Source organism: Streptomyces sp. LHD-70, assembly GCF_031157275.1.
Taxonomy (GTDB): Bacteria; Actinomycetota; Actinomycetes; order Streptomycetales; family Streptomycetaceae; genus Streptomyces.
Genome location: NZ_JAVIFW010000001.1, coordinates 1,025,043 through 1,047,549, shown reverse-complemented (window position 1 = coordinate 1,047,549; position 22,507 = coordinate 1,025,043). Strand labels below are relative to the sequence as shown.

Sequence of the window (22,507 nt, the reverse complement as noted above, 5' to 3'; positions counted from 1 at the left end):
GGGGCTTGATGTCGAACCCGTCCCGCACCGCCTCACCACACCCGTACCGACCCGCCCCGGGCGAAGACCGGTGACGTGGCGTCGGCGGGCGGGGCGTCGAGGGGCTCGGCCAGTTCCGCCACCGTCGGGCCGACCTTCGCCGCGAGGGTGTCCAGGTGGTCCAGGTCGAACCCGTAGACGCGGGCCGCGTTGCCGCCGACCATGGCCGCGATCTCCTCGGGCGGCAGTCCGGCGTAGGCGGCCCTGAGGCCCTCCCGGGTGTACGGGTACGTGCCCTCGTCGTGCGGATAGTCGCTGCCCCACATGATCTTGTCGAGGCCGATCCGCTCCCGCAGCGGCACCTCGTGCGGGCGCATGAAGCTGGCCCCGACGTAGCAGTTCTCGGCCCAGACGATGGAGGGGCCCTTGCCCATCGAATCGGCAAGCCCCGCGCCGAACTTGGACTCGGCCGTGCCCGCCTTCGTGGCGGCCGCGACCAGGCGCCCGTGGTAGTAGTCCAGCATGTCGAGCACGCCCGGGATCCAGCCCGAGCCCTGCTCGGTGAGGACCAGCTTCAGGCCCGGGTGGCGGCGGAACGCCCCGCCGAAGATCAGGTGCCACAGCGCCCGGTGCGAGAACCAGGTCGTCTCCACCATGAACACCGCCCGGGCCGCCGGTTCCTCGCCCAGGGGCGGCGAGGCCGAGCCCGCGTGGTGGTTGACGGGAACGCCGAGCTCCGCGCAGACCGCCCAGATCGGGTCGTACGCCGACGAGTACAGCTCGGGCAGACCCGAACCGGGCGGCGTGCCGGGAAGCAGCAGTCCGCCGGTCAGCCCTGCGGCGTGCGACCGGCGGATCTCGCGTACCGCCTCGTCCACGTCGTTCAGGAGGATCTGGAAGACGCCCGCGCGGCGGCCGGGCGCGGCGGCGCAGAAGTCGGCGAGCCAGCGGTTGTGGGCGCGCAGGCCCGCCCAGCGCTGCTCGAACTCCGCGCGCGTGGGCGCCGGGGCCATCAGGGACGCGGACGGGAAGAACGGCGGGATCGTGTTGGGGAACACCACCTCCGCGACGATGCCGTCCTGTTCGAGCTCGGCGATGCGGCGCTCGGAGTTCCAGTTCTTGTCGGCGGTGTCGGCGAGCAGGTCCTCGTACGGATTGACGTAGCCGGCCGCCCAGGCGTCGAACGCGTCGTGGTGGGCGGCGTCCAGGTACGGCTTGTAGTCGAGGAGGTCGGCGCCCGCGTGGCAGTCGGCGGAGATGACGGTGTAGCGGTCGTGCGGGGTCATCAGCGCACCCCCAGGGTCGGGAAGTCGTGGTCGGTGAGCCAGTGCCGGCCGACCTCGCGGGAGCGGGCCCAGGAGGCCTCGACGGCGCTCTGGTCCGCGTCCTGGCCGAGGTCGGCGGGGGTCGGGCCGATACGCCTTGCTACAGGGGCGAGTTTCGCGGTGTCGAAGCCGAAGACCTCGGCGGCGGCGAGGCCGAGCATGCGGCGGGTCTCGGCGACGGGGATGTCGTGGAAGGTCTTCCGCAGCCACGCGCGCGTGTGGGGCCACGTGCCCTCGGGGTGCGGGAAGTCGGAGCCCCAGAGGATGTTGTCGACGCCGATCTCGTACCGCTGGGCGAGTTCGCGGCGCTTGGTGTTGGTGGCGCAGATGAACACCTGGCGGTCCAGGTACTCGTGCGGGGGCCGCTTCAGCTCGGCGAACGGGGAGAGCTTCTTGCCGCCGTGCGCGCCGAGGTAGAGCCGGTCCATGAACCAGAGCAGGTTCGGCAGCCACCAGCAACCGGACTCCGCCACACCGAACTTGAGGCCGGGGTGCCGCTCGAAGACACCGGACCAGAGCAGGAACCACAGCGGCCGGGCGGGCCACCAGGTGACCTCGCTGACGTAGATGCCGAGGTGGTCGCCGTACTCGTGCCGGGGCGCGGCGCCGGAGTGCGTGACGAGCGGCATGCCGGTCTCGGCCGCCGCCGCCCACACCGGGTCGTAACACCGGTCGTGGTAGGGCGCTTTGTCGACCCACATGGACGGGATCATCAGCGCGCCGAGCCCGGACTCCTTGGCCCGGTGGATCTCGGCGACGACCCGGCCCACCTCGCCGGTGACGGGCAGCAGGGCGACGCCGCAGTGCCGTTCGGGGTGGGCGGACACGAACTCGGCGAGCCAGCGGTTGTGCGCCTGCGCCCCGGCCATGCCGAGTTCGGGGTCCTGGTCACCGGAGAGGCCCAGGCCGACGCCGAAGGGCGCGGCGGTCCGGCTGTCGACGGCGTCCGCGTCGGGGAAGACGACCTCGGCGGCCACGCCGTCCCCGTCGAGCTCCTTGACGCGCTGAGCGGTGTCCCAACCGCCTTTCAGGCCTTCCTCGTTGTCGCTGAACCACTTGTTCGCGAAGGCCTCGTTGCGCACGCCGAGCCGGGTCATCTCCTCGCGGCGGCGCTCGCGCCCGGCGAGGAACTCGTCGAAGTCGCGGTGGAAGCGGGAGTCGAGGTAGGGCCGGTACTCCTCGGTGGGCAGGCCGGCGTGGCAGTCGGAGGAGATGATGAGGTACGGGTCCTGGTCGGGCATCTCGGTCACGGCTCCTCAGTCCAGGATGAAGCGTTCGAGGTACGAGGGTTCGGCGCGGTCGAGCATCGACTGCGAGCGCGCCCGGATCTGCCGGTCGCTGTGCTCGCTCTCGGGCAGCAGCCAGAAGCGGCCCTCCCTGATGCCGTCCGCGACGAAGTCGGCGACCTCCTCGACGGGCGTGAACCGCACCTCCTGCCCCGCCTCCTTCATCGCCGCCTCCCACTGGTCGAGGCTGCGGTACGGGGTCCTGCGCGGCCGCTCCTTCGCGTACCGCTCGGGCCTGTTGCGGTGCGACTCCCACAGGCCGGTGCGCAGCATGTGCGGCCCGGGGAACAGCACGGACGCCCCCACGCGCGCGTGCTCCGCCTTCAGATGCGCGTACAGCGACTCGGTGAGCGTGACGACGGCGGCCTTGGTGACGGCGTACACGGAGGCGGTGGGCAGCGGGGCGATGCCGCCGTCGCCGGACGAGGTGTTGACGACGTGGCCGGGCTCTCCGCCCGCCAGCATCCGCGGCAGGAAGGCCTGTACGCCGTGGAAGACGCCCCACACGTTGACGGCGAACGCCCAACTCCAGTCGTTCGGTTCGTGCTCCCACATCCGGCCCTCGGCGCCCGAGCCGACCCCGGCGTTGTTGCACAGCACGTGCACGGCGCCGTAGGTGTCGTACGCCGCGTCCGCGAGTTCTGTGACCGAGTCACGCTCGGAAACGTCCACTACGCGCGCGTGCACCTCGGCGCCGGTGGCGCGCAGAGCGGCAGCGGCCTTGTCGAGGGCCTCCTCCTCGACGTCCGCGAGGACCACCTTCAGCCCGTCGGCGGCGAACCGCCGGGCCATCGCCAGGCCGATGCCGCTCGCGGCGCCGGTGACGACGGCGACCTGTCCGGGGCGCAGCTCCATCAGGCACCGCCCTTCCCGGCCGCCGCCCTCTCGCTGCCCTCCGGCGGGCCGTCGAGGATCTGCTGCGGGTCGTCGTACCGCTGGTGGATGTACGGCAACAGGGCCTCGGCGCTGACACGCTCGGCCACCCGGCCCTGCTGGTCGGTGGTCTTCTCGCCGATGGTCAGCTCGACGAGCGAGAGCACCGGCAGGTCAGCCACCGGGTCGTACATCGACTCGCGCAGGACCACGTCCCCGGTGATCCGCTCCAGCTTGCGCACCTTCTCGTGGCGTATGCAGTGGACGAGGGCCGCGTCGTCCTCCAGGCCCGAACCGTCCACCGCGGGAAGGAACTTGAAGTAGAAGTCGGTCTTCCGGGCCGGCTCCGGCGGCGCCAGGGCCTCGCCGACCGCGCCGCGCACCTCCACGAACGCGATGCCGTGCCGGGCCAGCGCCGCGCGGACGACGAGCCCGTCCCGCTCGACGGTGACCTCGCCCAGCTTCTTCGGTTCGCCGAAGACCTCCCGGCCGCCGATCAGCGCCCGCTCGTGGGTCATCGGCATGACCAGCGGGTACCAGCCGGTGACCCCGCCATGCGCCGCGGCGACCGCGACGGAGCCCGCGCCGAGCGGGTAGCCCGGCAGGTCGACCTTGCTGATGTTGGCCCGCACCAGGGGCCGGCCGGTGGGTTTCAGCGGCGGCGGGAGGACCGCGGCGACCGCGTCCGGGTCGGTCTCCCATGCGGCGACGACTCCCGTGGACCAGATGTCGGGGAGCTTCGCGCTCGCGCCGCGCGCCGCCCGGATCTCCGCCTCGGAGCGTGCGCCGTACCGTATCCGTGCCATGTCGTACCACCCTTCACAGGACGTGCTCGACGTGCGCGGTTCTGTAACACAGTTACACCGTGGCCGATGAAGGGTAAAGACCCTTGCAGGCAAGGGAGTTGGGGGGTTCTGTGTCCGGTCGCGCCCGTGGTTCCGGTCCCGTACGGCCGTCGCTGACCCGTGAGCAGGTGCTCGCGACGGCCGCCGCCCTGGTCAAGCAGGACGGGCCGGGCGCCCTGACGATGCGGAAGCTCGCCGCCGACCTTGGCACCGCGGTCACGTCGATCTACTGGCACGTCGGCAACCGCGAGTCGCTCCTCGAAGCCCTCGTCGAGCGGACCGTCGAGGAGCTCGGCGACCTCAGCCCGCGCGGCCGTACCCCGGCGGTGCGGCTCGTGTCGGTGGCCCGTGCGCTGCGCCGCCGGCTGCTCGACCATCCGCATCTGATCGCGATGGTGCACGAACGCGGCCTCACCGAGCGGATGTTCCAGCCCGCCGCCCGCGCCCTGGTGCACGAGGTGCACGCGGCGGGACTGCGCGGCGCCCCGGCCGCGGAGGCGGTGCGGGCGGTCCTGTTCCAGACCGTCGGCTTCGTCCTGGTCGAGCGCAACCGCGCCCGCGCGCCCGTGCAGCAGCCCGGCGAGCAGGAGCTGTGGGACGTGCAGGGCGTGGGCCAGGGTGTGCACGACCCGGCGCTCGCGCGGGCCCTTGCCCGCGGACCGCAGCCGGAGAAGCTGTTCACGGTCTCGGTCCGGGCCCTGGTCGAGGGCCTCCTGAACACCCCGTCGAACACCCCGCCGAGCACCCCGTCGAACACCCCGTCGAGCACCCCCGGAACCGACCCGGAGGTGGACTCCCGTACGCCCGGGGCGAGTTGACGGAGCCGGGCGCGGGCGGCGGACCACGTGTCCGCGTTGTCAGTGCCGGGCCGTATCCTCAGGGACCATGCTCGAAGACCGCACGACAGCAGCGCCATGGCCGGCCGCGTACCCCTCGGGGTACGCGGTCGTCGACGTGGAGACCACCGGCCTCGCAAGGGACGACCGGATAGTGTCGGCTGCCGTCTACCAGCTCGACGCCCAGGGCGAGGTCGAGGACCACTGGTACACGCTGGTCAATCCGGAGCGCGACCCGGGCCCGGTGTGGATCCACGGCCTGACGAGCGACGTCCTCGAAGGCGCCCCGCTCTTCCCGGAGATCGCCGAGGAGTTCTCGGCCCGTCTGGACGGCCGCGTCCTGGTGGCGCACAACGCCGTCTTCGACTGGTCGATGATCGCCAGGGAGTACGCCCGCGCGCGGCGCACCGCCCCGGTCCGCCAGCGCCTGTGCACGATCGCGCTCGCCAAGGAGCTGCGCCTGCCGCTGCCCAACCACAAGCTGGAGTCGCTCGCCGCGCACTTCGGCGTCGTGCAGCAGCGCGCGCACCACGCCCTGGACGACGCGCGCGTGCTCGCGGAGGCGTTCCGCCCGAGCCTGCACACGGCGGCCGGGGACGACGTGCGGCTGCCGCTCCTGGAGTGCCGCCCCCTGACCGAGTGGCAGGACTCCCCGGCGACCCCGCACATCGGCCGCCAGGGTTCGTACCGCCCCGGCGGCTGGCGCCCCAACCGCAAGCGCCCGGCGTGCCCGTACCCCAACCCCGGGCGGTACGAAGCAGACAAACCGCTCAAGCAGGGCATGCGGGTGGCGTTCTCCGGAGACACCTCGGTCGAGCGTGAACTCCTGGAGGACCGCGCGGTCGAGGCCGGACTGCACGTGGCGACGAGCGTGTCGCGGCTGACCAGCCTGCTCGTCACCAACGACCCGGACGCGGGCACGTCCAAGGTCGTCAAGGCGAAGTCGTACGGCACCCCGATCCTCGACGAGGCCGCCTTCGGGCAGCTCCTGAGAGACGTCGCACCGGCCTCGGAGGCATGAGCGCCGGGCCGTCAGACGGGTGAGGCAGGGGACCGCGACCGAGTGATTGTCGGCACCGCCTCCCGCATGCCTGACCCGCGCGGGCGGGCCCGCGTCCCAACCTGAGGCGCATGGCACGTTGCGAGGTCTGCGGAAACGACTACGGCATGTCCTTCGAGGTGCACGCGCAGGGCGCGGTGCACGTCTTCGACTGCTTCTCCTGCGCCATCCACCGCATGGCGCCCATCTGCGAGCACTGCCGGTGCCGGATCATCGGCCAGGGCGTCGAGGTCGAGGGGCACTGGTTCTGCGGGGCGCACTGCTCCCGCGCGGAGGGGAAGGTGGGCATCGTCGACAAGGTGTGAACAGCCGCTCCACCCTCCGGCCCCCGACGGGACCCCACCCGTCGGGGGCCTTCGCGTGCGGGGTACCGTCGACGTCGTGTACCGCTTCCTGTTGTCCCGGCAGTGGGTCCTGCTCACCCTCCTCGCCCTCGCCCTCATCCCTGGGATGATCGAACTGGGCTTCTGGCAGTTTCACCGGCACGAGCACCGGGTCGCGCAGAACACCCTGATCGCGGACAACCTGGCGGCCGACCCCGCCCCCGTCGAGGACCTCACGTCTCCGGGCCACACCGTCCCGCGCAAGGACTACTGGCGGCAGGTCAGCGCCACCGGCACCTTCGACACCGAGCACGAGGTCGTCGTACGCCGCCGCACCAACGCCGACGACCGGGTCGGCTTCCTCGTACTGACACCGCTCGAACTGCGCGACGGCAAGGTGCTGCTGGTCAACCGCGGCTGGGTGCCCTCGGCCGCCGACCAGAAGACGTTCCCGAAGGTGCCCGCGCCGCCCGCCGGCGAAGTGACCGTCGTCGGCCGCCTGATGGCCGACGAGACCACCGACGGCAGCGGCATCAAGGACCTCAAGGGCCTGCCGCCGCGCCAGACCATGCTGATCGACAGCAAGGACCAGGCCAGGTCCCTCGGCAAGCAGGTCCTCGGCGGATACGTCGAACTGGCCACGCCCGAGCCGAAGGACGGCTCCCCCGAGCTGATCGGCTCCCCCGACCACGACTCGATCGGCCCGCACATGGCGTACGCGATCCAGTGGTGGCTGTTCGCCGCGGGCGTGCCCGTCGGCTGGTGGGTCATGGTCCGCCGCGAGCGCCGCGACCGGGAGAGCGCGGCCCAGGCTCCGGCCGCGGAGGACGTGCCCGCGCCCGCGTGACCGCTTCGTGGACCGGCCTCGCCCTCGCCGCCGCAGACCCGGCAGGATAGGGCCATGGATCTTGGACTGAAGGACCGTGTCTACGTAGTCACCGGCGCCACCCGCGGGCTCGGCCACGCCACGGCGCAGGCCCTGGTCGCGGACGGCGCGCAGGTCGTCGTCACCGGCCGGGAGGAGAAGTCGGTCGCCGAGGCCGCGGCGGCGCTCGGCGAGAACGCGGTCGGCGTGGCCGCCGACAACGCCGACCCGGCCGCCGCCGCCCGCCTCATCAACACCGCCCGCGAGCGCTTCGGCCGCTTCGACGGCGTCCTCATCAGCGTCGGCGGCCCGGCCCCCGGCACCGCCGCGAGCAACACCGACGAGCAGTGGCAGTCGGCCTTCGAGTCGGTCTTCCTCGGCGCGGTCCGGCTCGCCCGCACGGCCGCCGCGGAGCTCTCCGACGGCGGCGTCATCGGCTTCGTGCTCTCCGGTTCGGTGTACGAGCCGATCGCGGGCCTCACCATCTCCAACGGCCTGCGCCCCGGCCTCGCGGGCTTCGCCAAGTCCCTCGCGGACGAGGTCGGCCCGCGCGGCGTCCGCGTCGTCGGCGTCCTGCCCGGCCGCATCGCCACGGACCGGATGAAGCAGCTCGACGGCCTCTCCCCGGACCCGGACGCGGCCCGCGCCGCCAACGAGGCTGGGATCCCGCTCCGCCGCTACGGCACCCCGGAGGAGTTCGGCCGCGCGACGGCGTTCCTGCTGTCGCCCGCGGCGTCGTACGTGACGGGCGTGATGGTGCCGGTGGACGGGGGTTCGCTGCGGGGGTTCTGAGGCTTCGGGGGCTCCGCCCCGGACCCCCTCCCCCCTCTCAAACGCCGGAGGGGCTGAGCTTGCGGGCTTGGTCGGCACATTCAGCCCGTCCGGCGTTTGAGGACGAGCCCGGAGGGCGATCGACGGCGCCCGAGTCGACGGTGCGGGACCTCGTCCGGAAGACCCGCCCCCTCCTCAACTCACCCGCCGCGCCCGATGCTTGACCCCCCGCATCCGGACCTCCGCAGGCAGCCGGTCGAGGCCCGCCGACGTACGGGCCTGGGCCAGGGAGTCCGCGGTGAGCAAGCGCAGCGCCACGGCCGGTTCGGCGTGCGGGGCGAGCAGCATGCAGACCCCGGCGTGCGGGGTGGTGCGGCGGCCCCTGAGGCGTACGCGGACCTGCTCCACCCCGTCGAGCACCTCCGTCTCGCGGGCGAGCACGTCCTCCAGGGCCCGGCCGCGCAGCAGTGCGCCCTCGCCGTCGCCGCTGTCGACCAGGACCTCGGCGAGCCGGCCGCGCCGCGTCTGGGCGACCAGCCACCACAGCGCGAGCAGGACGAGGACGGCGAGCACCGCGATCACGACGGGCCAGAACCACGACTCGTCCCGCCACCTGGCCCGGTCGGCGTCGCTCAGCAGGACGTCGCCTCGGCCGTCGTACACCCACCACGACGGCATCGGCGCCCCGAGCCCCGTGGCCAGGACCGTCCCGCCGAGCAGCAGCAGGATCAGGCCCACCAGGGCGAGCAGGACGCGGTTGACGGTCCGCAGCATCGTTCAGCCCCGCTTTCCCGGCCGGTCGACGCGCACGCGCAGGCCCGGCGAGCGGGACAGGCCGAGCGCGGCGATGCCGTCGCCGAGCACGGTATCCAAGTCGGCCCGTACGTCGTCGAGTTCACGGAAGTGGGCGACCGCGCGCACATCGACCCTGGCGCGCCGCACCCGTACGCGGACCGAGCGCACGCCCGGCACCTCCATCGCGCGGTCACGCAGCACCAGGGCGGCGGCCTCCGCGTCGAGCCAGGCGTATACGTCTTCCTGACCGCTGTTCATCGCGAGGGTCGAGCGGTGGCCGGGGGTGACGGCGAGCAGCAGGAGCCAGAGGCCGAGCAGGGCCGCGGCGCCCGCGCCGATCAGCAGCCACAGGTCGTCGAGGGGACGCTCGTCCAACTGCTCGCCGAGAACGTGCCGCCAGCGCATCGCGGGCCGGTCGGCGCGCACCGCGGCCACGTCGTACAGCAGCAGCCCGGCCGCGCCGAGGCCGAGCAGGCCGACGACGACGGCCGGCCACCGGCGCACGGACCATCTGCGCCGGTGCTCGCCGCCCTCCGGCGGGGTCAGGACGGGGGTGTACGAGGCGGCGGACGCCGACTGGTCGAGTCCGTCCGGGTTCTTCGGACGCTTCTCCAGAAGCGGGAGCGGGCGGGTACCGCCGTCGGCGCCGCTGTCCGTGCCGTCTGCGCTGTCCGTGCTGCCTGTGCTGCCTGAGCTGCCTGTGCTGTCGTCAGGGCCGCTCATCGTGTCCTCCCCTGCGCCGCGGCCCGGGAGCGTGCCGAGTGCAGCCGCTCCACCTGGACGCTCACCTCGGGCACCGTCATCCCCGCCAACGTCTCTACCCGCTCGGTGACTTGACGACGCACGGCGCCGCACTGGCCGCCGATGTCGCAGGGGTAGTCGAGGTCGAGGCTGACGCGGACGTGGGCGCTGCCGCGGTGCACGGTGACGGTGGCGCTGGGTGCGTCCCCGCCCTCGGGCACGCCGGTGCGCAGCGCCTCGCGGGCCGCGCGGGCGGCGATCTTCGCGACGACCCGGTCGGCGATCCGGGTCGCCCCGCGCTCGCCCGGTTCGATCGCCGCGACCGCCATCAGCGCCGCCGCTCGCCGCGCGCCTCGCCCCGGCCGCGGAAGAGGTCACCGGGCTCCAGGTCCCCGTCGGCGAACCGGCCCACGAGGAAGCCGACCGCGCCGAGCGCGGCCACCAGGAGGAAGGCGCCGAAGCCGCCGAAGTACGCGGCGAAGCCGAGTCCCATGCCGGCCAGCAGGCCGACCAACGCCATGCTCATCACACGCTCCTCGCCCCACCGACCGGACCGGTCGGCACGCTGGTCATCGGATCACCGGTCACTGGATCCGGGACTCCGGCTCGTCCTCTTCCTCGTCGGGCAGCTTCACGTCGCCGACGGCGATGTTGACCTCCACGACCTCGAGGCCCGTCATCCGCTCCACGGCGGCGATCACGTTCTCCCGTACGCCACGGGCGACCTCGGCGATCGGCAGGCCGTACTCCACGACGATGTCCAGGTCGAGTGCCGTCTGCACCTCGCCGACCTCCGCCTTCACCCCGCGAGTGACGGCCGAGGCACCGCCGGGGACCTTGTCCCGTACGGCACCGAAGGTGCGGGAGATCCCGGAGCCCATGGCGTGCACGCCGGGCACTTCCCGGGCGGCGAGCCCGGCGATCTTCTCGACCACGCCGTCGGCGATGGTGGTACGCCCCCGGCTGCCGGGGTCACCCCCGCCGCGTTTTGACTGGGCTGAGCTCTCCGTCGCCCGCACGGCCCCCGGCTTGCCTCGCTCTTCGCTGTCGCTCATCGCGTTCGTCCCATTCGAAGGAGGGGTGATGCGCTCCTTTTGCCCACATTAGGTGGGGTTGGACAACTTCGCGCCAGGGGATGCGGCAGGCTGGTGTGATGACGGCTGACCGGTCGACGGACCACAAGGCGCACACCGCGGCCTCGCGCACGCGCGCGGTACGGGAACAGCTCCGCCTCGGGCGGCTGCTGCCCCTGGGCGAGGCGGCGGACGGCGCGTGGATCACGGAACGCGCGGCGGCCCAGGTGCTGCGGCCGGCGGGCGCCTCGGTCGCGGGCGTACGGATCGACAGCTTGCGCCTCGCGCTCGCCGAGCCGGACGCGGCGGGCGATCCGGCCGTACCGGCGCCGCCGAGCGCCCTGCCGCCGGGTCCGCTGCGCATCGCCGCGGAGCTGGCGGTCACGGCGGACGTTCCGCTGCCGTCGACGGCGGCGCGGGTGCGGGCGGAGCTGATCGCGGCAGCGGTGGAGCGGATCGGCCTGGTGGTGGCGGAGGTGGACCTGCGGGTCACGGAACTCCTGGACGCGGCGCCGCCGCCCGCTGCCGCGGAAGCCCCGCCGACCATCGCACCCGCGGGGGACGAGGACGCGACGACGACGGCGGTACGGGCGGTGCCGGGCGTGGTGGACGTACGGGTCCTGCGCTCACCGCATGTGCGGTTCGAGTTGGTCGTGGCTGCAGACCACCGGGTGCTGGATGTCGTACGGGCGGTCCGGGCGGCGGCCGAGGAGGCGGCGGCCGTCGTGACGACGGTGACGTGACTGGCCCTTCCCCGAAATCCTGCGGAAGCTTCGGGGCTCCGCCCCGGACCCCGCTCCTCAAGCGCCGCCCGGCAGGGCGCTACTCCCCGAGCCCCGCCAAATCCCGCAGCCGACGGCCCTGCGCCGCCCGCTCGGCGACAACCTGGTCCTCGTACGTGCGGTGGACCGCGCCCTGGAGCAGGGCCTTGGTCTCGATGACGGCGTCGCGGGGGGCCGCGAGCAGTGCGCCCGCCAAGTCCTGTGCCGCGGCGCCGAGTTCGGCGCCGGGGACCACCAGGTTGGCGAGGCCGATGCGCTCCGCCTCCTCGGCGTGGACGAAGCGTCCGGTGGCGCAGATCTCCAGGGCGCGGGCGTACCCGACGAGGGAGACCAGGGGGTGCGTGCCGGTGAGGTCGGGCACCAGGCCGAGGCTGGTCTCGCGCATGGCGAACTGCACGTCGTCCGCGGCGATCCGCAGGTCGCAGGCGAGGGCGAGCTGGAAGCCCGCGCCGATCGCATGGCCCTGGACGGCGGCGATGGTGATGACATCGCTGCGCCGCCACCAGGTGAACGCCTCCTGGTACTCGGCGATGACGGCGTCGAGTTCCGCGTCGCCCCCGCGCGCCATGTCAAGGAAGGACGGCTCGCCGTCGAAGCCCTCGGGCGTGAACGCCTGCCGGTCGAGCCCGGCGGAGAACGACTTGCCCTCGCCGCTGAGCACCACCACCCGCACGCTGCCGGGCAGCGCGCGCCCGGCCTCCGCCAACGCCCGCCACAGCGCGGGACTTTGAGCGTTGCGCTTGGCCGGGTTGGTGAGGGTGACCGTCGCGGTCTCGCCGTCGACGGCGAGACGCACGCCGTCCTTGGCGAACACTTCGGTCGCGTCGGACTCGGCTGCGTGCTGGGGTTCGGGCGAAGCCATTGGGGTGCCTCCGATGGGACAGCAGTCGACAGCTGGCAGCCGGACCCGTCGGACGTGGACGTCCTGCGCGTACGCCTGCCAGTTAAGTGACTGCACAGTAACCACCCGGCCGATCAGCGGACCGACCGGGTAGCCACCATCGAAGCCGGTGAGCCGCCCGTTCTCAGGCCGACGCGGCCTTCTTGCCGCGCGTCGCTCCGCCGCGTCCCCGCAGCGTGACTCCTGATTCGCTGAGCATCCGGTGCACGAAGCCATAGGAACGGCCCGTCTCCTCGGCGAGTGCCCGGATGCTCGCACCGCCGTCGTACTTCTTCTTCAGGTCTGCCGCGAGCTTGTCGCGCGCGGCGCCGGTCACCCGGCTGCCCTTCTTCAGAGTCTCGGCCACCCGTGCCTCCTCATGGGAAGTGCGCTCTGGACTTCTCATGATCACCCCTCCCGGGCCTCCTGGCCACCCATTCGGCAAGGTCGGTGTGACGAGGTTCATGGCGCGGGAAGCCGACGCCACTAGCGGAACCAAGGACTCCGCGGCGCCGGGACCGTACCGCCGAACGAGTGCGTCGGTGAAGCGCCAGGTCAGCGCGGTGCGGGAGGAGGCCGCGGCGGGAAAGGGGGCGGAGCCGGGAAATCCGTGTACGACACACCTCGGTACGAGGCGATCTCACGCAGATGAAGGATCACGCGTCCGGCGAATGATCCATACGGAGTTGATCAGAGCGGGACGGACAGGCGGAAGGCCCGCCCCGCGACAGCGAGGCGGGCCTTCCGTTGGTCAGGCGAGGGCGACCAGGTCCGCGTAGTCGGCGCCCCACAGGTCCTCGACGCCGTCCGGGAGCAGGATGATCCGCTCCGGCTGCAGCGCCTCGACGGCGCCCTCGTCGTGCGTGACCAGGACGACGGCGCCCTTGTACGTACGGAGCGCGCCGAGGATCTCCTCGCGGCTGGCGGGGTCGAGGTTGTTGGTGGGCTCGTCGAGCAGCAGGACGTTCGCCGACGACACCACGAGCGTGGCGAGGGCGAGGCGGGTCTTCTCGCCGCCGGAGAGGACTCCGGCCGGCTTGTCCACGTCGTCCCCGGAGAAGAGGAACGAGCCGAGCGTCTTACGGACGGCGACGAGGTCCAGGTCGGGCGCGGCCGAGCGCATGTTCTCCAGGACCGTGCGGTCCGGGTCGAGGGTCTCGTGCTCCTGTGCGTAGTAGCCGAGCTTGAGGCCGTGGCCCTCGATGACCTCTCCGGTGTCGGCCTTCTCGGCGCCGCCGAGGAGGCGCAGGAGCGTGGTCTTGCCCGCGCCGTTGAGGCCGAGGATGACCACGCGCGAGCCCTTGTCGATGGCCAGGTCGACGTCCGTGAAGATCTCCAGGGAGCCGTACGACTTCGAGAGGCCCTCGGCCATCAGCGGGGTCTTGCCGCAGGGCGCGGGCTCGGGGAAGCGCAGCTTGGCGACCTTGTCGCTCTGGCGCACCTCTTCCAGGCCCGCGAGGAGGCGGTCGGCCCGCTTGGCCATGTTCTGCGCGGCGACGGTCTTGGTGGCCTTGGCGCGCATCTTGTCGGCCTGGGTGTTGAGGGCCGCGGCCTTCTTCTCGGCGTTCTGGCGCTCGCGCTTGCGGCGCTTCTCGTCGGCCTCGCGCTGCTGCTGGTAGAGCTTCCAGCCCATGTTGTAGACGTCGATGTTGGAGCGGTTGGCGTCCAGGTAGAAGACCTTGTTGACGACCGTCTCGACCAGGTCGACGTCGTGGGAGATCACGATGAAGCCGCCGCGGTACGTCTTCAGATAGTCCCGCAGCCAGGCGATGGAGTCGGCGTCGAGGTGGTTGGTGGGCTCGTCGAGGAGCAGCGTGTCCGCGTCCGAGAACAGGATGCGGGCGAGCTCGACGCGGCGGCGCTGACCGCCGGAGAGCGTATGGAGCGGCTGGCCGAGCACGCGGTCGGGCAGGCCGAGCGCGGCGGCGATGGTGGCGGCCTCGGCCTCGGCGGCGTACCCGCCCTTGGTGAGGAACTCGGTCTCCTGGCGCTCGTACTGCTTGAGGGCCTTCTCGCGGGTGCCGCCCTGGCCGTTTGCGATCCGCTCCTCGTTCTCCCGCATCTTGCGGATGAGGACGTCGAGGCCGCGGGCGGACAGGACGCGGTCGCGGGCCAGTATGTCGAGGTCGCCGGTGCGCGGGTCCTGCGGGAGGTAGCCGACCTCACCGGAGCGGCTGATGGTGCCGCCGGCGGGCTGGCCCTCACCGGCCAGGCACTTGGTGAGCGTGGTCTTGCCGGCGCCGTTGCGGCCGACCAGGCCGATGCGGTCGCCCTTGGCGATACGGAAGGAAGCGTTCTCGATCAGGACTCGGGCGCCGGCGCGCAGCTCGATGCCGGTTGCGGTGATCACGGACAGACTCCAGGCGGGAAGGAAGGGACGGCGGACGGGGCTGGGGCGCGCGGTCTACGCCGTCTAATGCGCGAGGAGAATTGCCATACGGCAATTCTAACGGGGGTGTGCAACCACTTTTCCCAGCGCCTTCCCAGCGCCCGCCGCGGCCGTCGCTCCCCCGGGCAGCGCGTTCCCGAGAGGCGTGCGGCCGGGTACGAGGCGGCCCAGGTCGTCGACCGCGAGGACCTGCTCCGACCAGGGGATGTCCGGGTCGGAGCAGGGCTGGGCCAGCAGCAGGGCGCTGCCGTGGCGCACGGCACGGGCGGGCCGGAAGGCGCAGCCGGTGCGGGCGGGCAGGACCCAGCGCAGGTCGCCGTCGACGGTGCGGTACGCGGTGATGCGCCGCGGGGTGACGACGGCGAGCATGGCGGCCTCGCGGTCGAGCAGGCGCAGGACACCCGCGCCGCCGCGGGCGCCCGGGGTGCGCAGCCAGTCGGCGCCCGCGGGGATGGCCCGGTGCCAGCGCACGGCACTGCCGGTGCGGCGTTCCGTATCGGTCACGAGTCCGTCGTCCCAGAGCGTGAAGGCGTGACCGGGTGCGGGCAGCACGGCGAGCGGACGGCGGCCTTCACGCGTGTACGTCCAGCGGGGCCGACCGCTGTCGGTGTCGTACGCGACGACGGCTCGGCCCTCCTTCTGTAGTGCCGGTTCTCGGCTCTTCTTGTGTGGTGCCGGTTCTCGGCCCTCCTTCTGTAGTGCCTGTTTTCGTCTCTCCGCGTCGGTGGTGGCGGAGGGCGCGTGCACGGTGAGCCGGTCTCCGTACGGCGCCGGGCGCCCCTGGTGGAGGGCGGCGGCCAGGGGGAGGGCGAGGAGCGCGAGGAGGAGGGGGAGGGCCAGTCGGGTGGTGGTGCGGTGGGGCCGGGCGGGGTGCGGGGCCCGGGTTCCCGGGGGCCGCTCGGCTTCCCGCGTGCCGGTCTCCGGTGCCGCCGTGGTCACGTCTCCCCCGTTCCGTCCCGGATCAGGCGCAGAGCGTAGCCGCGGGGTGTGCCGACGCCGTGGGGGCTCGGACGGGGCTCCCTCCTTCGGCCCCGTGGCCGTCGTCGAGGGGCAGAGCGGGATGAACTGCCAGATACTCGGCGCAAACGCAGGGCGGCGGGGTGGCCGCCCCGGCGAGGAGCAGAGGGTGGTACCCGCATGCAGTTCGACGACGACGCCCGGCTCGACACGTCCGAGGTCCAGGACGTGCGCCGCAGCCGGGTCCCCGGCGGCAGGGCCACGATCGGCGGCGGCCTGGCCGGGGTGATCGCGCTGCTGCTCGGCCTGTTCTTCGGGGTCGGTCCGGACAACCTGGGGCTGACCTCGGAGAACGATCAGCCTTCGGTGTCGTCGTCGAGCGCCTCGCAGGTGCGGGAGTCGTGTCTGACGGGTGAGGACGCCAACACCGAGGAGGACTGCCGCACGGTCGCGGTGGTCAACAGCGTCCAGGACTTCTGGGGCCAGGAGTTCCAGCGCCGCCAGGCCCGCTACACCCCCGCGCAGACCGTGCTCTTCACCGGCCGGGTGGGCACGGCCTGCGGCAACGCGACGTCGGCGGTCGGGCCGTTCTACTGCCCCGGCGACCGCAAGGTCTTTCTGGACCTGGGCTTCTTCGAGGAGCTGCGGTCCAAGTTCGGCGCCGGGGGCGGCCCGTTCGGGCAGGCCTACGTGGTGGCGCACGAGTACGGGCACCACGTGCAGAACCTGATGGGGACGCTCGGGCGCGCGCAGGACGGACGCACCGGCGCGAACAGCAACGCCGTGAAGGTCGAGCTGCAGGCCGACTGCTACGCGGGGGTGTGGACGCGGCAGGCGACGCGCACGCCCGACCCGCAGACCGGGCGGCCGCTGATCACCGAGCTGACCGACGCCGACATCCGGGACGGCCTGGACGCGGCGGCGGCGGTCGGCGACGACCGGATCCAGGAGAAGTTCCAGGGGCGGGTCACGCCGGAGTCCTGGACGCACGGGTCGGCGCAGCAGCGGCAGCAGTGGTTCTACGAGGGGTTTCGGTCGGGGGATATGGGGCGGTGCAATACGTTCCGGTGAGGGTGCGGGTGCCGTCGACTCGGGTGCCGTCGCATCGCCCTGCGGGCTCGTCCTCAAGCGCCGGACGGGCTTCCTTTTGATCCCCTCCCCGCCCCTTCCCGAAAGTCCTGCGGACAGCCACGGGGGCCAGCCCCCGGACCCCCGCTCCTCAAACGCCGGAGGGGCTGGATTTGCCGGTGGGGCGGGTTTTTCAGGGGCGCGGGGAACTGCGCGCGCAGCCACGATGGCAGGCACGCCTGACGACCAAGGGGCCGGGGGCGGCAGCCCACGACGGTGCCGCAGTCGGCTGATCAGCGCCGGAGGCCTACGCCCCGCCCGTATGCACCTGGAACGCCGCCCTCCGGACCGCCTTCGCCAGGGCCGGGTCCGGGTGGGCGGCCGCGAGGGCTACCAGGACCTGGACCGTGCGGGGGTGGCCGACCGCTCGTACCTCCTGGAGCAGGGCCGGGACCGTGGGCTGGATCGCCGACTCCAGGTGGCGCACGAGGAGTTCGGACTCGCCGTGGTCGGCGACCGCGGCCGCGGTGTCCACCCAGAGCCAGGTCGACTCGTCGCGGGTGAGGGCCGTGTGCACGTCCTCGGGGTCGGCGCCCTCCTGCTCGGCGAGCCACATCAACGCGTAGGGGCGCAGCGGGGGTTCGGACGCGGCGGCGCGTACGTCGGGCTCGGCGGGCGGGCCGACGACGCGCAGCGCCTCGAAGGCGAGGCCGCGCAGCAGGGCGTCGTCGCCGCGGGCGGCGTCGAGGAGTTCGGTGACGGCGCTGCCGACGGGGCGGGCGGCGAGCCAGGCGCGGTACTCGGCGCGCGCCGCGTTCGGGCGGAGGCGGGCGCAGCCGCGGAGCATCTCCTCGGCGGCGTGCTCGATGTTCCCCGCCGGGCTCTGGGCGGCGACGATGATCTGTTCCAGCTTGACCCAGACCGCCCAACTGCCCAGCGGTGTAAGGGTCGCGTGGCCGTCGTCCAGGGTGAGCGCGCCGACGCGGGCGAGTCCGCGCAGCGCCCAGTCGAGCAGCGGCGAGAGCGGCGCCTCTGCGGGCGCGGGTACGGGTGCGGGCTGCGGTCCGAAGGGGATCTCGCAGCGCTCGTCGCGGAGTTCGGTGACGCGCTGCTCCAGGAGGTCGAGCAGCTGCGGTACGGGGACGGGGCCCGCGGAGAGCTGCAGCAGCGACAGCACCTGCGGCATGGCCTCGATGGCCTCGGCGACGGCGGCGGGCGCGTGCTCGTCCGGCGCGGGCCGCACCAGGGACCAGGCGTCGAACAGGGCGACCCAGCCGCGCAGTACGGCGGAGTCGTCGCGGTCCCAGGCGCGCAGCCGCCAGCCGGGGCGGGCGTCGCCGCCGTGCACCTCGACGAGTCCGGCGAGGCGGGCCGCGTCCCAGTCGGCGCGGGCCTGACGCGACGTCAGGCCGAGCTCGGCGGCGGCCCGTTCGGCCGCGGACTCGGTGAGGGTGCCGGCGCAGCCGGGGCGCATCGCGGAGTCACGGCCGGGCGCGCTGTCGGCCCAGCGGGCGATCCGGGCGGCGCCCGCGAGCTCGGCGCGGGCCATCCGGGCGAGCACGGCGGGGGCCGGCGTGCCCTCGGGAGGGCGTGGCGCCGAGCGCCGTGTGCGCCGTTCGGCCACGGCCCGTGGGGCGGTGGCGAGCGTGCGGGGGCCGACGAGTCTGAGCCTGGAGTCGCGCGGGGTACGGGACGTCACGGGGGGCAGTCTTCCCGCTCGGGCCTCGAAAGCCCAAACGGGATGCCGAGTTGGCGTCCGATGCCGGTGGTTGTGCCCGCTATGGCCGCCCCGCTCCGGGCGCGGGAAATGCGGCACGTACGGGCACAGCACCAGGAAAGCCGCGGCTGGTCGAGCGGCCCTGGTCACCCAGGGGAGTCGTACGCTCGCGCCTCGGGGGACGTGCCCGCCGCGGAGACGTACACGCGCCTCAGGGGCCGCACACGCCCCGCCGGGAGCCGTACGCGTCCTACATCAGCGGGGTCAGGAAGCGGCGCAGGGTCTCCTCGTACCCCTTCGGGTCGGCGTTCCACATCGCGGCGTGCGGGGCTTCGGGGACGGCGCTGAGGGTGACCAGGTCCGGGCGGCGGTCGGCGAGTTCGCGGGAGCGGCGCCAGGGGGCGAGGGTGTCGTCGGGGCCGTGCACGAGCAGGGTGGGGACGCTCAGGGCGGCGGCTTCGGCGGCCTCCGTGACCCGGCCTCCGCCGAGGCCGGTGCGGCCCTGGGCGGCGCGGACCGCGAGCGGGAGGAGCGGGGCCGGGGTGTGCCGGGCGGCGGCGAGGGCGCGCAGGGTGAGCTCCCAGTCGAGCACCGGGGAGTCCAGGACGAGGCCGCTGACGCGGTCGCGGAGCGCGGAGTGGTTGGCGGCGCGCAGGGCCATGGTGGCGCCGGTGGACCAGCCGTACAGGACGACGCGTTCGGCGCCGTAGCGCACGGCGTAGCGGATGGCGGCGTCGAGGTCGCGCCACTCGCTGTCGCCGAGGTGGCCGAGGCCGTCGGGCTGGCGCGGGGCGCCGACGTCGCCGCGGTAGGCGAGGTCGAGGACGGGCAGCCGCAGGCGGTGCAGGAGGTCCATCACCACCATGGGGTGCTCCCTGGTGGTGCCGAGCCCGTGCACGGTGATCACCCAGGTGTCGCGGCCGCCGGGCAGGAACCAGGCGGGCAGGCCGCCGAGCTCTCCGGGGATGTCGACGTCGGCGTGCTCAAGGCCGAGGGCGTCGCGCGGGTTGCCGAGGTGCACCTGCGGGGTGAGCCGGACCTTGGCGCCGGGTTCCAGCTGTCCGTGGGTGACGCGCACCAGGCGGCGTACGACGGTGTCGGCGGCCGGGGCCTGCCCGTCGAGGACCGGGCCGACGATCGCGTGGGAGCCGTCGCCGCCGAGGCCGTACGTGCCGGGGCGCAGGGTGGCGAGGGAGCGGGTGAGGGTGATCCGCTCGCCGTCGGCCTCGTGCACGGTGAGCCGGGGGTCGCCGGGCAGCGGGCGGCCGGGGCGCGCCTTGAGCGCGGCGTCGCTGGCGTACCGTCCGGCCGCCACGGCGGCCGCGCCGGCACCGATGAGGGCGGTGAGGGCCGCGGCGGCGGCCGATACGGGGCGCATGCGCTCCAGTGTCGGCGGGGACCGGGCGTCGGGCCACTCGGCGTGCGCCGCTCGCGGGCGCTCCTCAGCGCCGCTGCCCGTACCCCTTGAGCTGCCGCCCGGCCGCGGCGAGGTCGGCGGGGCTCAACAGGCTCGGGGTGTGGCCGGGCACGGCGTGCGCGGTGAGCCAGAGGCGGCTCATCCACTCCAGCTGGGCGGTGCGGTCGTACGCCTGGTCGAGGGTGTCGCCGTAGGTGACGGCGCCGTGGTTCTGGAGGAGGCAGGCGGTGCGGCCGCGCAGCGCGTCAAGGAGGTGCGCGGCCAGTTCGGGCGTGCCGTAGAGGGCGTACGGGGCGACGCGGACCGGCCCGCCGAGGTCCGCCGCCATGTAGTGGACGGGCGGCAGCTCCGGGACCAGCGTGGAGACCGCCGTCGCGTGCAGGGCGTGGGTGTGGACGACGGCCCCGGCGGGCGTGGAGCGGTACACGGCGAGGTGCAGCGGGAGCTCGCTGGTCGGCTGGAGGGTGCCGCGGACCTGGTTGCCGTCGAGGTCCACGGCGACCAGGTCTTCGGGCGCGAGGCGCTCGTACGGGACGCCGCTCGGCGTGATCAGGATCAGCTCGCCGACGCGTACGGAGACGTTGCCCGAGGTGCCGACGACGAGCCCGGTGTCGGCGGTGCGGCGGGCGGTGGCCACGAGCTCGGCCCAGGCCCGCGCCAACTCCTCTGTGTCGCTTGTCCGTTCCGTCATGGGGCGATCCTGCCAAAGGAGCCCGGGAAGGCGGGGCGGGGACGCCACGTGATCAGGATCTCTTCGGCGGTTCGTCGCCCTCCCCCGGCGGTGCACAACAGGGCCTCCGGAGGCCGGGATTCCGGGCCCTGCGGCGGGGGCTCCGCACAGGCGGAACGGGTGCCCCCGGATCTGTGCCCACAAGCAGCCCAACCGAGACACCGTGCAGCCCGCCCCAGTTCACTTTCCGTTCACCCAGGTTGCCTACGTTCCACAAGACACTGACGTCGAAAGATTGCCTGGGTAAATGGAACACATCACGCTGCTGCTCGCGATTGTGATCGTGACAGCTCTCGTGTTCGATTTCACGAACGGTTTCCACGACACCGCCAACGCGATGGCCACGACCATCTCGACCGGCGCAATGAAGCCCAAGGCCGCGGTGGCCATGTCCGCCGTGCTGAATCTCGTCGGAGCCTTCCTGTCCGTCGAGGTCGCCAAGACGATCTCCAGCGGACTTGTCAGAGAAGACGGCATCCAGCCCGAAGTGATCTTCGCGGCCCTGGTGGGTGCCATCCTCTGGAACCTGCTCACCTGGCTGGTCGGCCTGCCGTCCAGCTCCTCGCACGCCCTCATGGGCGGTCTGATCGGTGCGACCATCGCGTCCATCGGCCTCAGCGGGGTCAACGGCGGCGTCGTCGTCACCAAGGTCCTGATCCCCGCGGTCGCCGCGCCGCTCGTCGCCGGTATCGCCGCGTTCCTCGCGGCGCGACTGACGTACAAGCTCGGCAAGAACGTCGGCAAGCAGTCGAGCGCCAAGGGTTACCGCGCCGGGCAGATCGCCTCCGCCGGTCTGGTCTCCCTCGCCCACGGCACCAACGACGCGCAGAAGACGATGGGCATCATCACGCTGGCCCTCGTCGCTGGTGGCGCCCTCGCGCCGGGCTCCAACCCGCCGGTCTGGGTCATCGTCTCGGCCGGTGTCGCCATCGCCCTCGGCACCTACCTCGGTGGCTGGCGCATCATCCGCACCATGGGCAAGGGCCTCACCGACCTGCAGCCGCAGCAGGGCTTCGCCGCCCAGACCTCGGCCGCCGCGGTCATCCTGTCCTCGTCCAACCTGGGCTTCTCGCTCTCCACCACGCACTCCTGCTCCGGCGCCGTCATGGGCTCGGGCCTCGGCCGCAAGGGCGGCGTCGTGCGCTGGTCGACGGCGACCCGGATGTTCGTCGCGTGGGGCCTGACCCTGCCGGCCGCCGGACTGGTCGCCGCGGGCGCCGAGTTCGTGGCCCGCCAGGGCGGCTGGGGCGTCGCCGCCGTCGCGGTCTTCCTCGTCGCGTCCTGCGTCGCGATCTGGCTGATCTCGCGCCGCCAGGTCGTCGACCACCACAACGTCAACGAGAGCGACGACCCGGCCACCGGCACCGAGACCTCTGCGGACTCCGAGCCCGAGGGCGCCGTGGCCAACGCCCTCGACGCGGACGCCAAGCCCACCATCCCGGCCCAGGCCGGTGCCGCCGCGGAGTCCGCGCGGCCCGCCGGTGCGACCGTCTGATCCGGCGACCGGACCAGCGAGCTAAGGAACACGCATGATCGACATCGACTGGGCGGCGCTCGGCTCCGTCTTCGGCGTCAGCCTCGTGGCGACGGTCGCCCTGGTGGGGCTGTTCACCCTCGGCATCGTCGGCCTCTCCAAGCAGGAGGCGGCCACCGAGCAGGGCGGCTCCGCGCCGCTCGCCCGCACCGGCGCGTACGCCTGCTTCGCACTCTGCGCGGCCGCGGTGGCTTACGGGATCTCCCTGATCGTCCTCTGACACCGGCCACCGCGCCGCACCGCCCCGCACCAGCCCCTTCG

At 73.2% G+C, this 22,507-nt stretch carries 25 protein-coding genes; 9 read left to right on the top strand and 16 right to left on the bottom strand.

Annotated features, from left to right (window positions below; all coding sequences use genetic code 11):
• Positions 1-32: 32 nt before the first annotated feature.
• The 4 genes from RCO28_RS04715 to RCO28_RS04700 are packed head-to-tail and all read right to left on the bottom strand — an operon-like array spanning position 33 to position 4,269.
• On the bottom strand, positions 33-1,265 hold the full coding sequence (locus RCO28_RS04715; protein WP_308939606.1) for an amidohydrolase family protein: 1,233 nt from the start codon (positions 1,263-1,265) through the stop codon (positions 33-35).
• Complete coding sequence (locus RCO28_RS04710) at positions 1,265-2,545, bottom strand: amidohydrolase family protein (RefSeq protein ID WP_308939716.1); 1,281 nt, start codon at positions 2,543-2,545, stop codon at positions 1,265-1,267. The genes RCO28_RS04715 and RCO28_RS04710 overlap by 1 nt, the downstream gene beginning before the upstream one ends.
• 15 nt (positions 2,546-2,560) lie before the next feature.
• Entirely contained in the window at positions 2,561-3,445 is an 885-nt protein-coding gene (locus tag RCO28_RS04705) for an SDR family NAD(P)-dependent oxidoreductase (RefSeq protein WP_308939605.1), read from the bottom strand.
• Entirely contained in the window at positions 3,445-4,269 is an 825-nt protein-coding gene (locus RCO28_RS04700) for an acetoacetate decarboxylase family protein (protein WP_308939604.1), read from the bottom strand. The genes RCO28_RS04705 and RCO28_RS04700 overlap by 1 nt, the downstream gene beginning before the upstream one ends.
• Before the next feature lie 110 nt (positions 4,270-4,379).
• On the opposite strand from RCO28_RS04700, the gene RCO28_RS04695 reads away from it, so the two are divergent.
• The 5 genes from RCO28_RS04695 (at position 4,380) to RCO28_RS04675 (ending at position 8,184) form a co-directional block, all read left to right on the top strand.
• On the top strand, positions 4,380-5,126 hold the full coding sequence (locus RCO28_RS04695) for a TetR/AcrR family transcriptional regulator (RefSeq protein WP_308939603.1): 747 nt from the start codon (positions 4,380-4,382) through the stop codon (positions 5,124-5,126).
• Positions 5,127-5,193: 67 nt separating this feature from the next.
• The gene (locus RCO28_RS04690) at positions 5,194-6,165 is read left to right on the top strand and encodes a DEDDh family exonuclease (protein ID WP_308939602.1); all 972 of its coding nucleotides are present in this window, start codon (positions 5,194-5,196) and stop codon (positions 6,163-6,165) included.
• Positions 6,166-6,275: 110 nt separating this feature from the next.
• Positions 6,276-6,509 carry a hypothetical protein gene (locus tag RCO28_RS04685; RefSeq protein WP_308939601.1) on the top strand — a complete coding sequence of 78 codons (234 nt, stop codon included), beginning with the start codon at positions 6,276-6,278 and terminating at the stop codon, positions 6,507-6,509.
• Positions 6,510-6,585: 76 nt separating this feature from the next.
• Complete coding sequence (locus tag RCO28_RS04680) at positions 6,586-7,374, top strand: SURF1 family protein (protein WP_308939600.1); 789 nt, start codon at positions 6,586-6,588, stop codon at positions 7,372-7,374.
• Positions 7,375-7,428: 54 nt separating this feature from the next.
• Complete coding sequence (locus tag RCO28_RS04675; protein ID WP_308939599.1) at positions 7,429-8,184, top strand: SDR family oxidoreductase; 756 nt, start codon at positions 7,429-7,431, stop codon at positions 8,182-8,184.
• Between the two features lie 174 nt (positions 8,185-8,358).
• Here RCO28_RS04675 and amaP read toward each other — a convergent pair whose 3' ends face one another.
• From amaP to RCO28_RS04650, 5 genes are read right to left on the bottom strand one after another with little or no spacing between them, the layout of a single operon-like run.
• Positions 8,359-8,937 (bottom strand): alkaline shock response membrane anchor protein AmaP, encoded by a 579-nt coding sequence (gene amaP, locus RCO28_RS04670; RefSeq protein ID WP_308939598.1) that lies wholly within the window; start codon positions 8,935-8,937, stop codon positions 8,359-8,361.
• A gap of 3 nt (positions 8,938-8,940) precedes the next feature.
• Positions 8,941-9,681, bottom strand: coding sequence for a DUF6286 domain-containing protein (locus tag RCO28_RS04665; RefSeq protein WP_308939597.1), 741 nt, complete (start codon positions 9,679-9,681; stop codon positions 8,941-8,943).
• Positions 9,678-10,028, bottom strand: coding sequence for a DUF6286 domain-containing protein (locus RCO28_RS04660; RefSeq protein ID WP_308939596.1), 351 nt, complete (start codon positions 10,026-10,028; stop codon positions 9,678-9,680). Before RCO28_RS04660 ends, RCO28_RS04665 begins: the two co-directional genes overlap by 4 nt.
• A complete protein-coding gene (locus RCO28_RS04655) occupies positions 10,028-10,225 on the bottom strand; it encodes a hypothetical protein (protein ID WP_308939595.1) in 198 nt (65 codons plus the stop codon). Before RCO28_RS04655 ends, RCO28_RS04660 begins: the two co-directional genes overlap by 1 nt.
• A gap of 58 nt (positions 10,226-10,283) precedes the next feature.
• Complete coding sequence (locus RCO28_RS04650) at positions 10,284-10,754, bottom strand: Asp23/Gls24 family envelope stress response protein (RefSeq protein ID WP_308939594.1); 471 nt, start codon at positions 10,752-10,754, stop codon at positions 10,284-10,286.
• Positions 10,755-10,852: 98 nt separating this feature from the next.
• Between RCO28_RS04650 and RCO28_RS04645 the strand changes: the two genes are divergently transcribed.
• Positions 10,853-11,515, top strand: coding sequence for a hypothetical protein (locus RCO28_RS04645; protein WP_308939593.1), 663 nt, complete (start codon positions 10,853-10,855; stop codon positions 11,513-11,515).
• A 79-nt stretch (positions 11,516-11,594) separates the two neighbouring features.
• Here the strand turns inward: RCO28_RS04645 and RCO28_RS04640 are convergent, their stop codons facing one another.
• From RCO28_RS04640 to RCO28_RS04625, 4 genes are all read right to left on the bottom strand, one after another.
• Entirely contained in the window at positions 11,595-12,416 is an 822-nt protein-coding gene (locus RCO28_RS04640) for an enoyl-CoA hydratase/isomerase family protein (protein WP_308939592.1), read from the bottom strand.
• Positions 12,417-12,579: 163 nt separating this feature from the next.
• Positions 12,580-12,801, bottom strand: coding sequence for a helix-turn-helix domain-containing protein (locus RCO28_RS04635; protein WP_282539242.1), 222 nt, complete (start codon positions 12,799-12,801; stop codon positions 12,580-12,582).
• Between the two features lie 384 nt (positions 12,802-13,185).
• Positions 13,186-14,784, bottom strand: coding sequence for an ABC-F family ATP-binding cassette domain-containing protein (locus tag RCO28_RS04630; protein WP_308939591.1), 1,599 nt, complete (start codon positions 14,782-14,784; stop codon positions 13,186-13,188).
• Positions 14,785-14,880: 96 nt separating this feature from the next.
• Positions 14,881-15,762: a hypothetical protein gene (locus RCO28_RS04625; protein ID WP_308939590.1), complete on the bottom strand. Its 882-nt coding sequence runs from the start codon at positions 15,760-15,762 to the stop codon at positions 14,881-14,883.
• Between the two features lie 198 nt (positions 15,763-15,960).
• Between RCO28_RS04625 and RCO28_RS04620 the strand changes: the two genes are divergently transcribed.
• A complete protein-coding gene (locus RCO28_RS04620; protein ID WP_308939589.1) occupies positions 15,961-16,851 on the top strand; it encodes a neutral zinc metallopeptidase in 891 nt (296 codons plus the stop codon).
• A 304-nt stretch (positions 16,852-17,155) separates the two neighbouring features.
• On the opposite strand, the gene RCO28_RS04615 is transcribed toward RCO28_RS04620, so the two are convergent.
• The 3 genes from RCO28_RS04615 to RCO28_RS04605 all read right to left on the bottom strand — a co-directional run bounded on the left by RCO28_RS04615 (position 17,156) and on the right by RCO28_RS04605 (position 20,673).
• Positions 17,156-18,547: a hypothetical protein gene (locus RCO28_RS04615; RefSeq protein ID WP_308939588.1), complete on the bottom strand. Its 1,392-nt coding sequence runs from the start codon at positions 18,545-18,547 to the stop codon at positions 17,156-17,158.
• Positions 18,548-18,815: 268 nt separating this feature from the next.
• Positions 18,816-19,943, bottom strand: a complete 1,128-nt coding sequence (locus RCO28_RS04610; protein ID WP_308939587.1) for a hypothetical protein — start codon at positions 19,941-19,943, stop codon at positions 18,816-18,818.
• A 64-nt stretch (positions 19,944-20,007) separates the two neighbouring features.
• Positions 20,008-20,673 carry a class II aldolase/adducin family protein gene (locus tag RCO28_RS04605; protein WP_308939586.1) on the bottom strand — a complete coding sequence of 222 codons (666 nt, stop codon included), beginning with the start codon at positions 20,671-20,673 and terminating at the stop codon, positions 20,008-20,010.
• A gap of 286 nt (positions 20,674-20,959) precedes the next feature.
• Here RCO28_RS04605 and RCO28_RS04600 point away from each other — a divergent pair, with 286 nt between their 5' ends.
• Together RCO28_RS04600 and RCO28_RS04595 are read left to right on the top strand one after the other, a co-directional pair.
• Positions 20,960-22,207, top strand: a complete 1,248-nt coding sequence (locus RCO28_RS04600; RefSeq protein WP_308939585.1) for an anion permease — start codon at positions 20,960-20,962, stop codon at positions 22,205-22,207.
• A gap of 37 nt (positions 22,208-22,244) precedes the next feature.
• A complete protein-coding gene (locus RCO28_RS04595) occupies positions 22,245-22,466 on the top strand; it encodes a hypothetical protein (RefSeq protein WP_308939715.1) in 222 nt (73 codons plus the stop codon).
• Positions 22,467-22,507 lie beyond the last annotated feature (41 nt).

What these genes read in the sequence shown, in the direction of transcription:
- RCO28_RS04610 (WP_308939587.1), bottom strand. Translation starts at nt 19,943, where the DNA reads ATGCGCCCCGTATCGGCCGCCGCCGCGGCCCTCACCGCCCTCATCGGT.
- RCO28_RS04660 (WP_308939596.1), bottom strand. Translation starts at nt 10,028, where the DNA reads ATGGCGGTCGCGGCGATCGAACCGGGCGAGCGCGGGGCGACCCGGATC.
- RCO28_RS04600 (WP_308939585.1), top strand. Translation starts at nt 20,960, where the DNA reads ATGGAACACATCACGCTGCTGCTCGCGATTGTGATCGTGACAGCTCTC.
- RCO28_RS04605 (WP_308939586.1), bottom strand. Translation starts at nt 20,673, where the DNA reads ATGACGGAACGGACAAGCGACACAGAGGAGTTGGCGCGGGCCTGGGCC.
- RCO28_RS04655 (WP_308939595.1), bottom strand. Translation starts at nt 10,225, where the DNA reads ATGAGCATGGCGTTGGTCGGCCTGCTGGCCGGCATGGGACTCGGCTTC.
- RCO28_RS04650 (WP_308939594.1), bottom strand. Translation starts at nt 10,754, where the DNA reads ATGAGCGACAGCGAAGAGCGAGGCAAGCCGGGGGCCGTGCGGGCGACG.
- RCO28_RS04700 (WP_308939604.1), bottom strand. Translation starts at nt 4,269, where the DNA reads ATGGCACGGATACGGTACGGCGCACGCTCCGAGGCGGAGATCCGGGCG.
- RCO28_RS04665 (WP_308939597.1), bottom strand. Translation starts at nt 9,681, where the DNA reads ATGAGCGGCCCTGACGACAGCACAGGCAGCTCAGGCAGCACAGGCAGC.
- RCO28_RS04620 (WP_308939589.1), top strand. Translation starts at nt 15,961, where the DNA reads ATGCAGTTCGACGACGACGCCCGGCTCGACACGTCCGAGGTCCAGGAC.
- RCO28_RS04710 (WP_308939716.1), bottom strand. Translation starts at nt 2,545, where the DNA reads ATGCCCGACCAGGACCCGTACCTCATCATCTCCTCCGACTGCCACGCC.
- RCO28_RS04645 (WP_308939593.1), top strand. Translation starts at nt 10,853, where the DNA reads ATGACGGCTGACCGGTCGACGGACCACAAGGCGCACACCGCGGCCTCG.
- amaP (WP_308939598.1), bottom strand. Translation starts at nt 8,937, where the DNA reads ATGCTGCGGACCGTCAACCGCGTCCTGCTCGCCCTGGTGGGCCTGATC.
- RCO28_RS04640 (WP_308939592.1), bottom strand. Translation starts at nt 12,416, where the DNA reads ATGGCTTCGCCCGAACCCCAGCACGCAGCCGAGTCCGACGCGACCGAA.
- RCO28_RS04715 (WP_308939606.1), bottom strand. Translation starts at nt 1,265, where the DNA reads ATGACCCCGCACGACCGCTACACCGTCATCTCCGCCGACTGCCACGCG.
- RCO28_RS04705 (WP_308939605.1), bottom strand. Translation starts at nt 3,445, where the DNA reads ATGGAGCTGCGCCCCGGACAGGTCGCCGTCGTCACCGGCGCCGCGAGC.
- RCO28_RS04690 (WP_308939602.1), top strand. Translation starts at nt 5,194, where the DNA reads ATGCTCGAAGACCGCACGACAGCAGCGCCATGGCCGGCCGCGTACCCC.
- RCO28_RS04675 (WP_308939599.1), top strand. Translation starts at nt 7,429, where the DNA reads ATGGATCTTGGACTGAAGGACCGTGTCTACGTAGTCACCGGCGCCACC.
- RCO28_RS04685 (WP_308939601.1), top strand. Translation starts at nt 6,276, where the DNA reads ATGGCACGTTGCGAGGTCTGCGGAAACGACTACGGCATGTCCTTCGAG.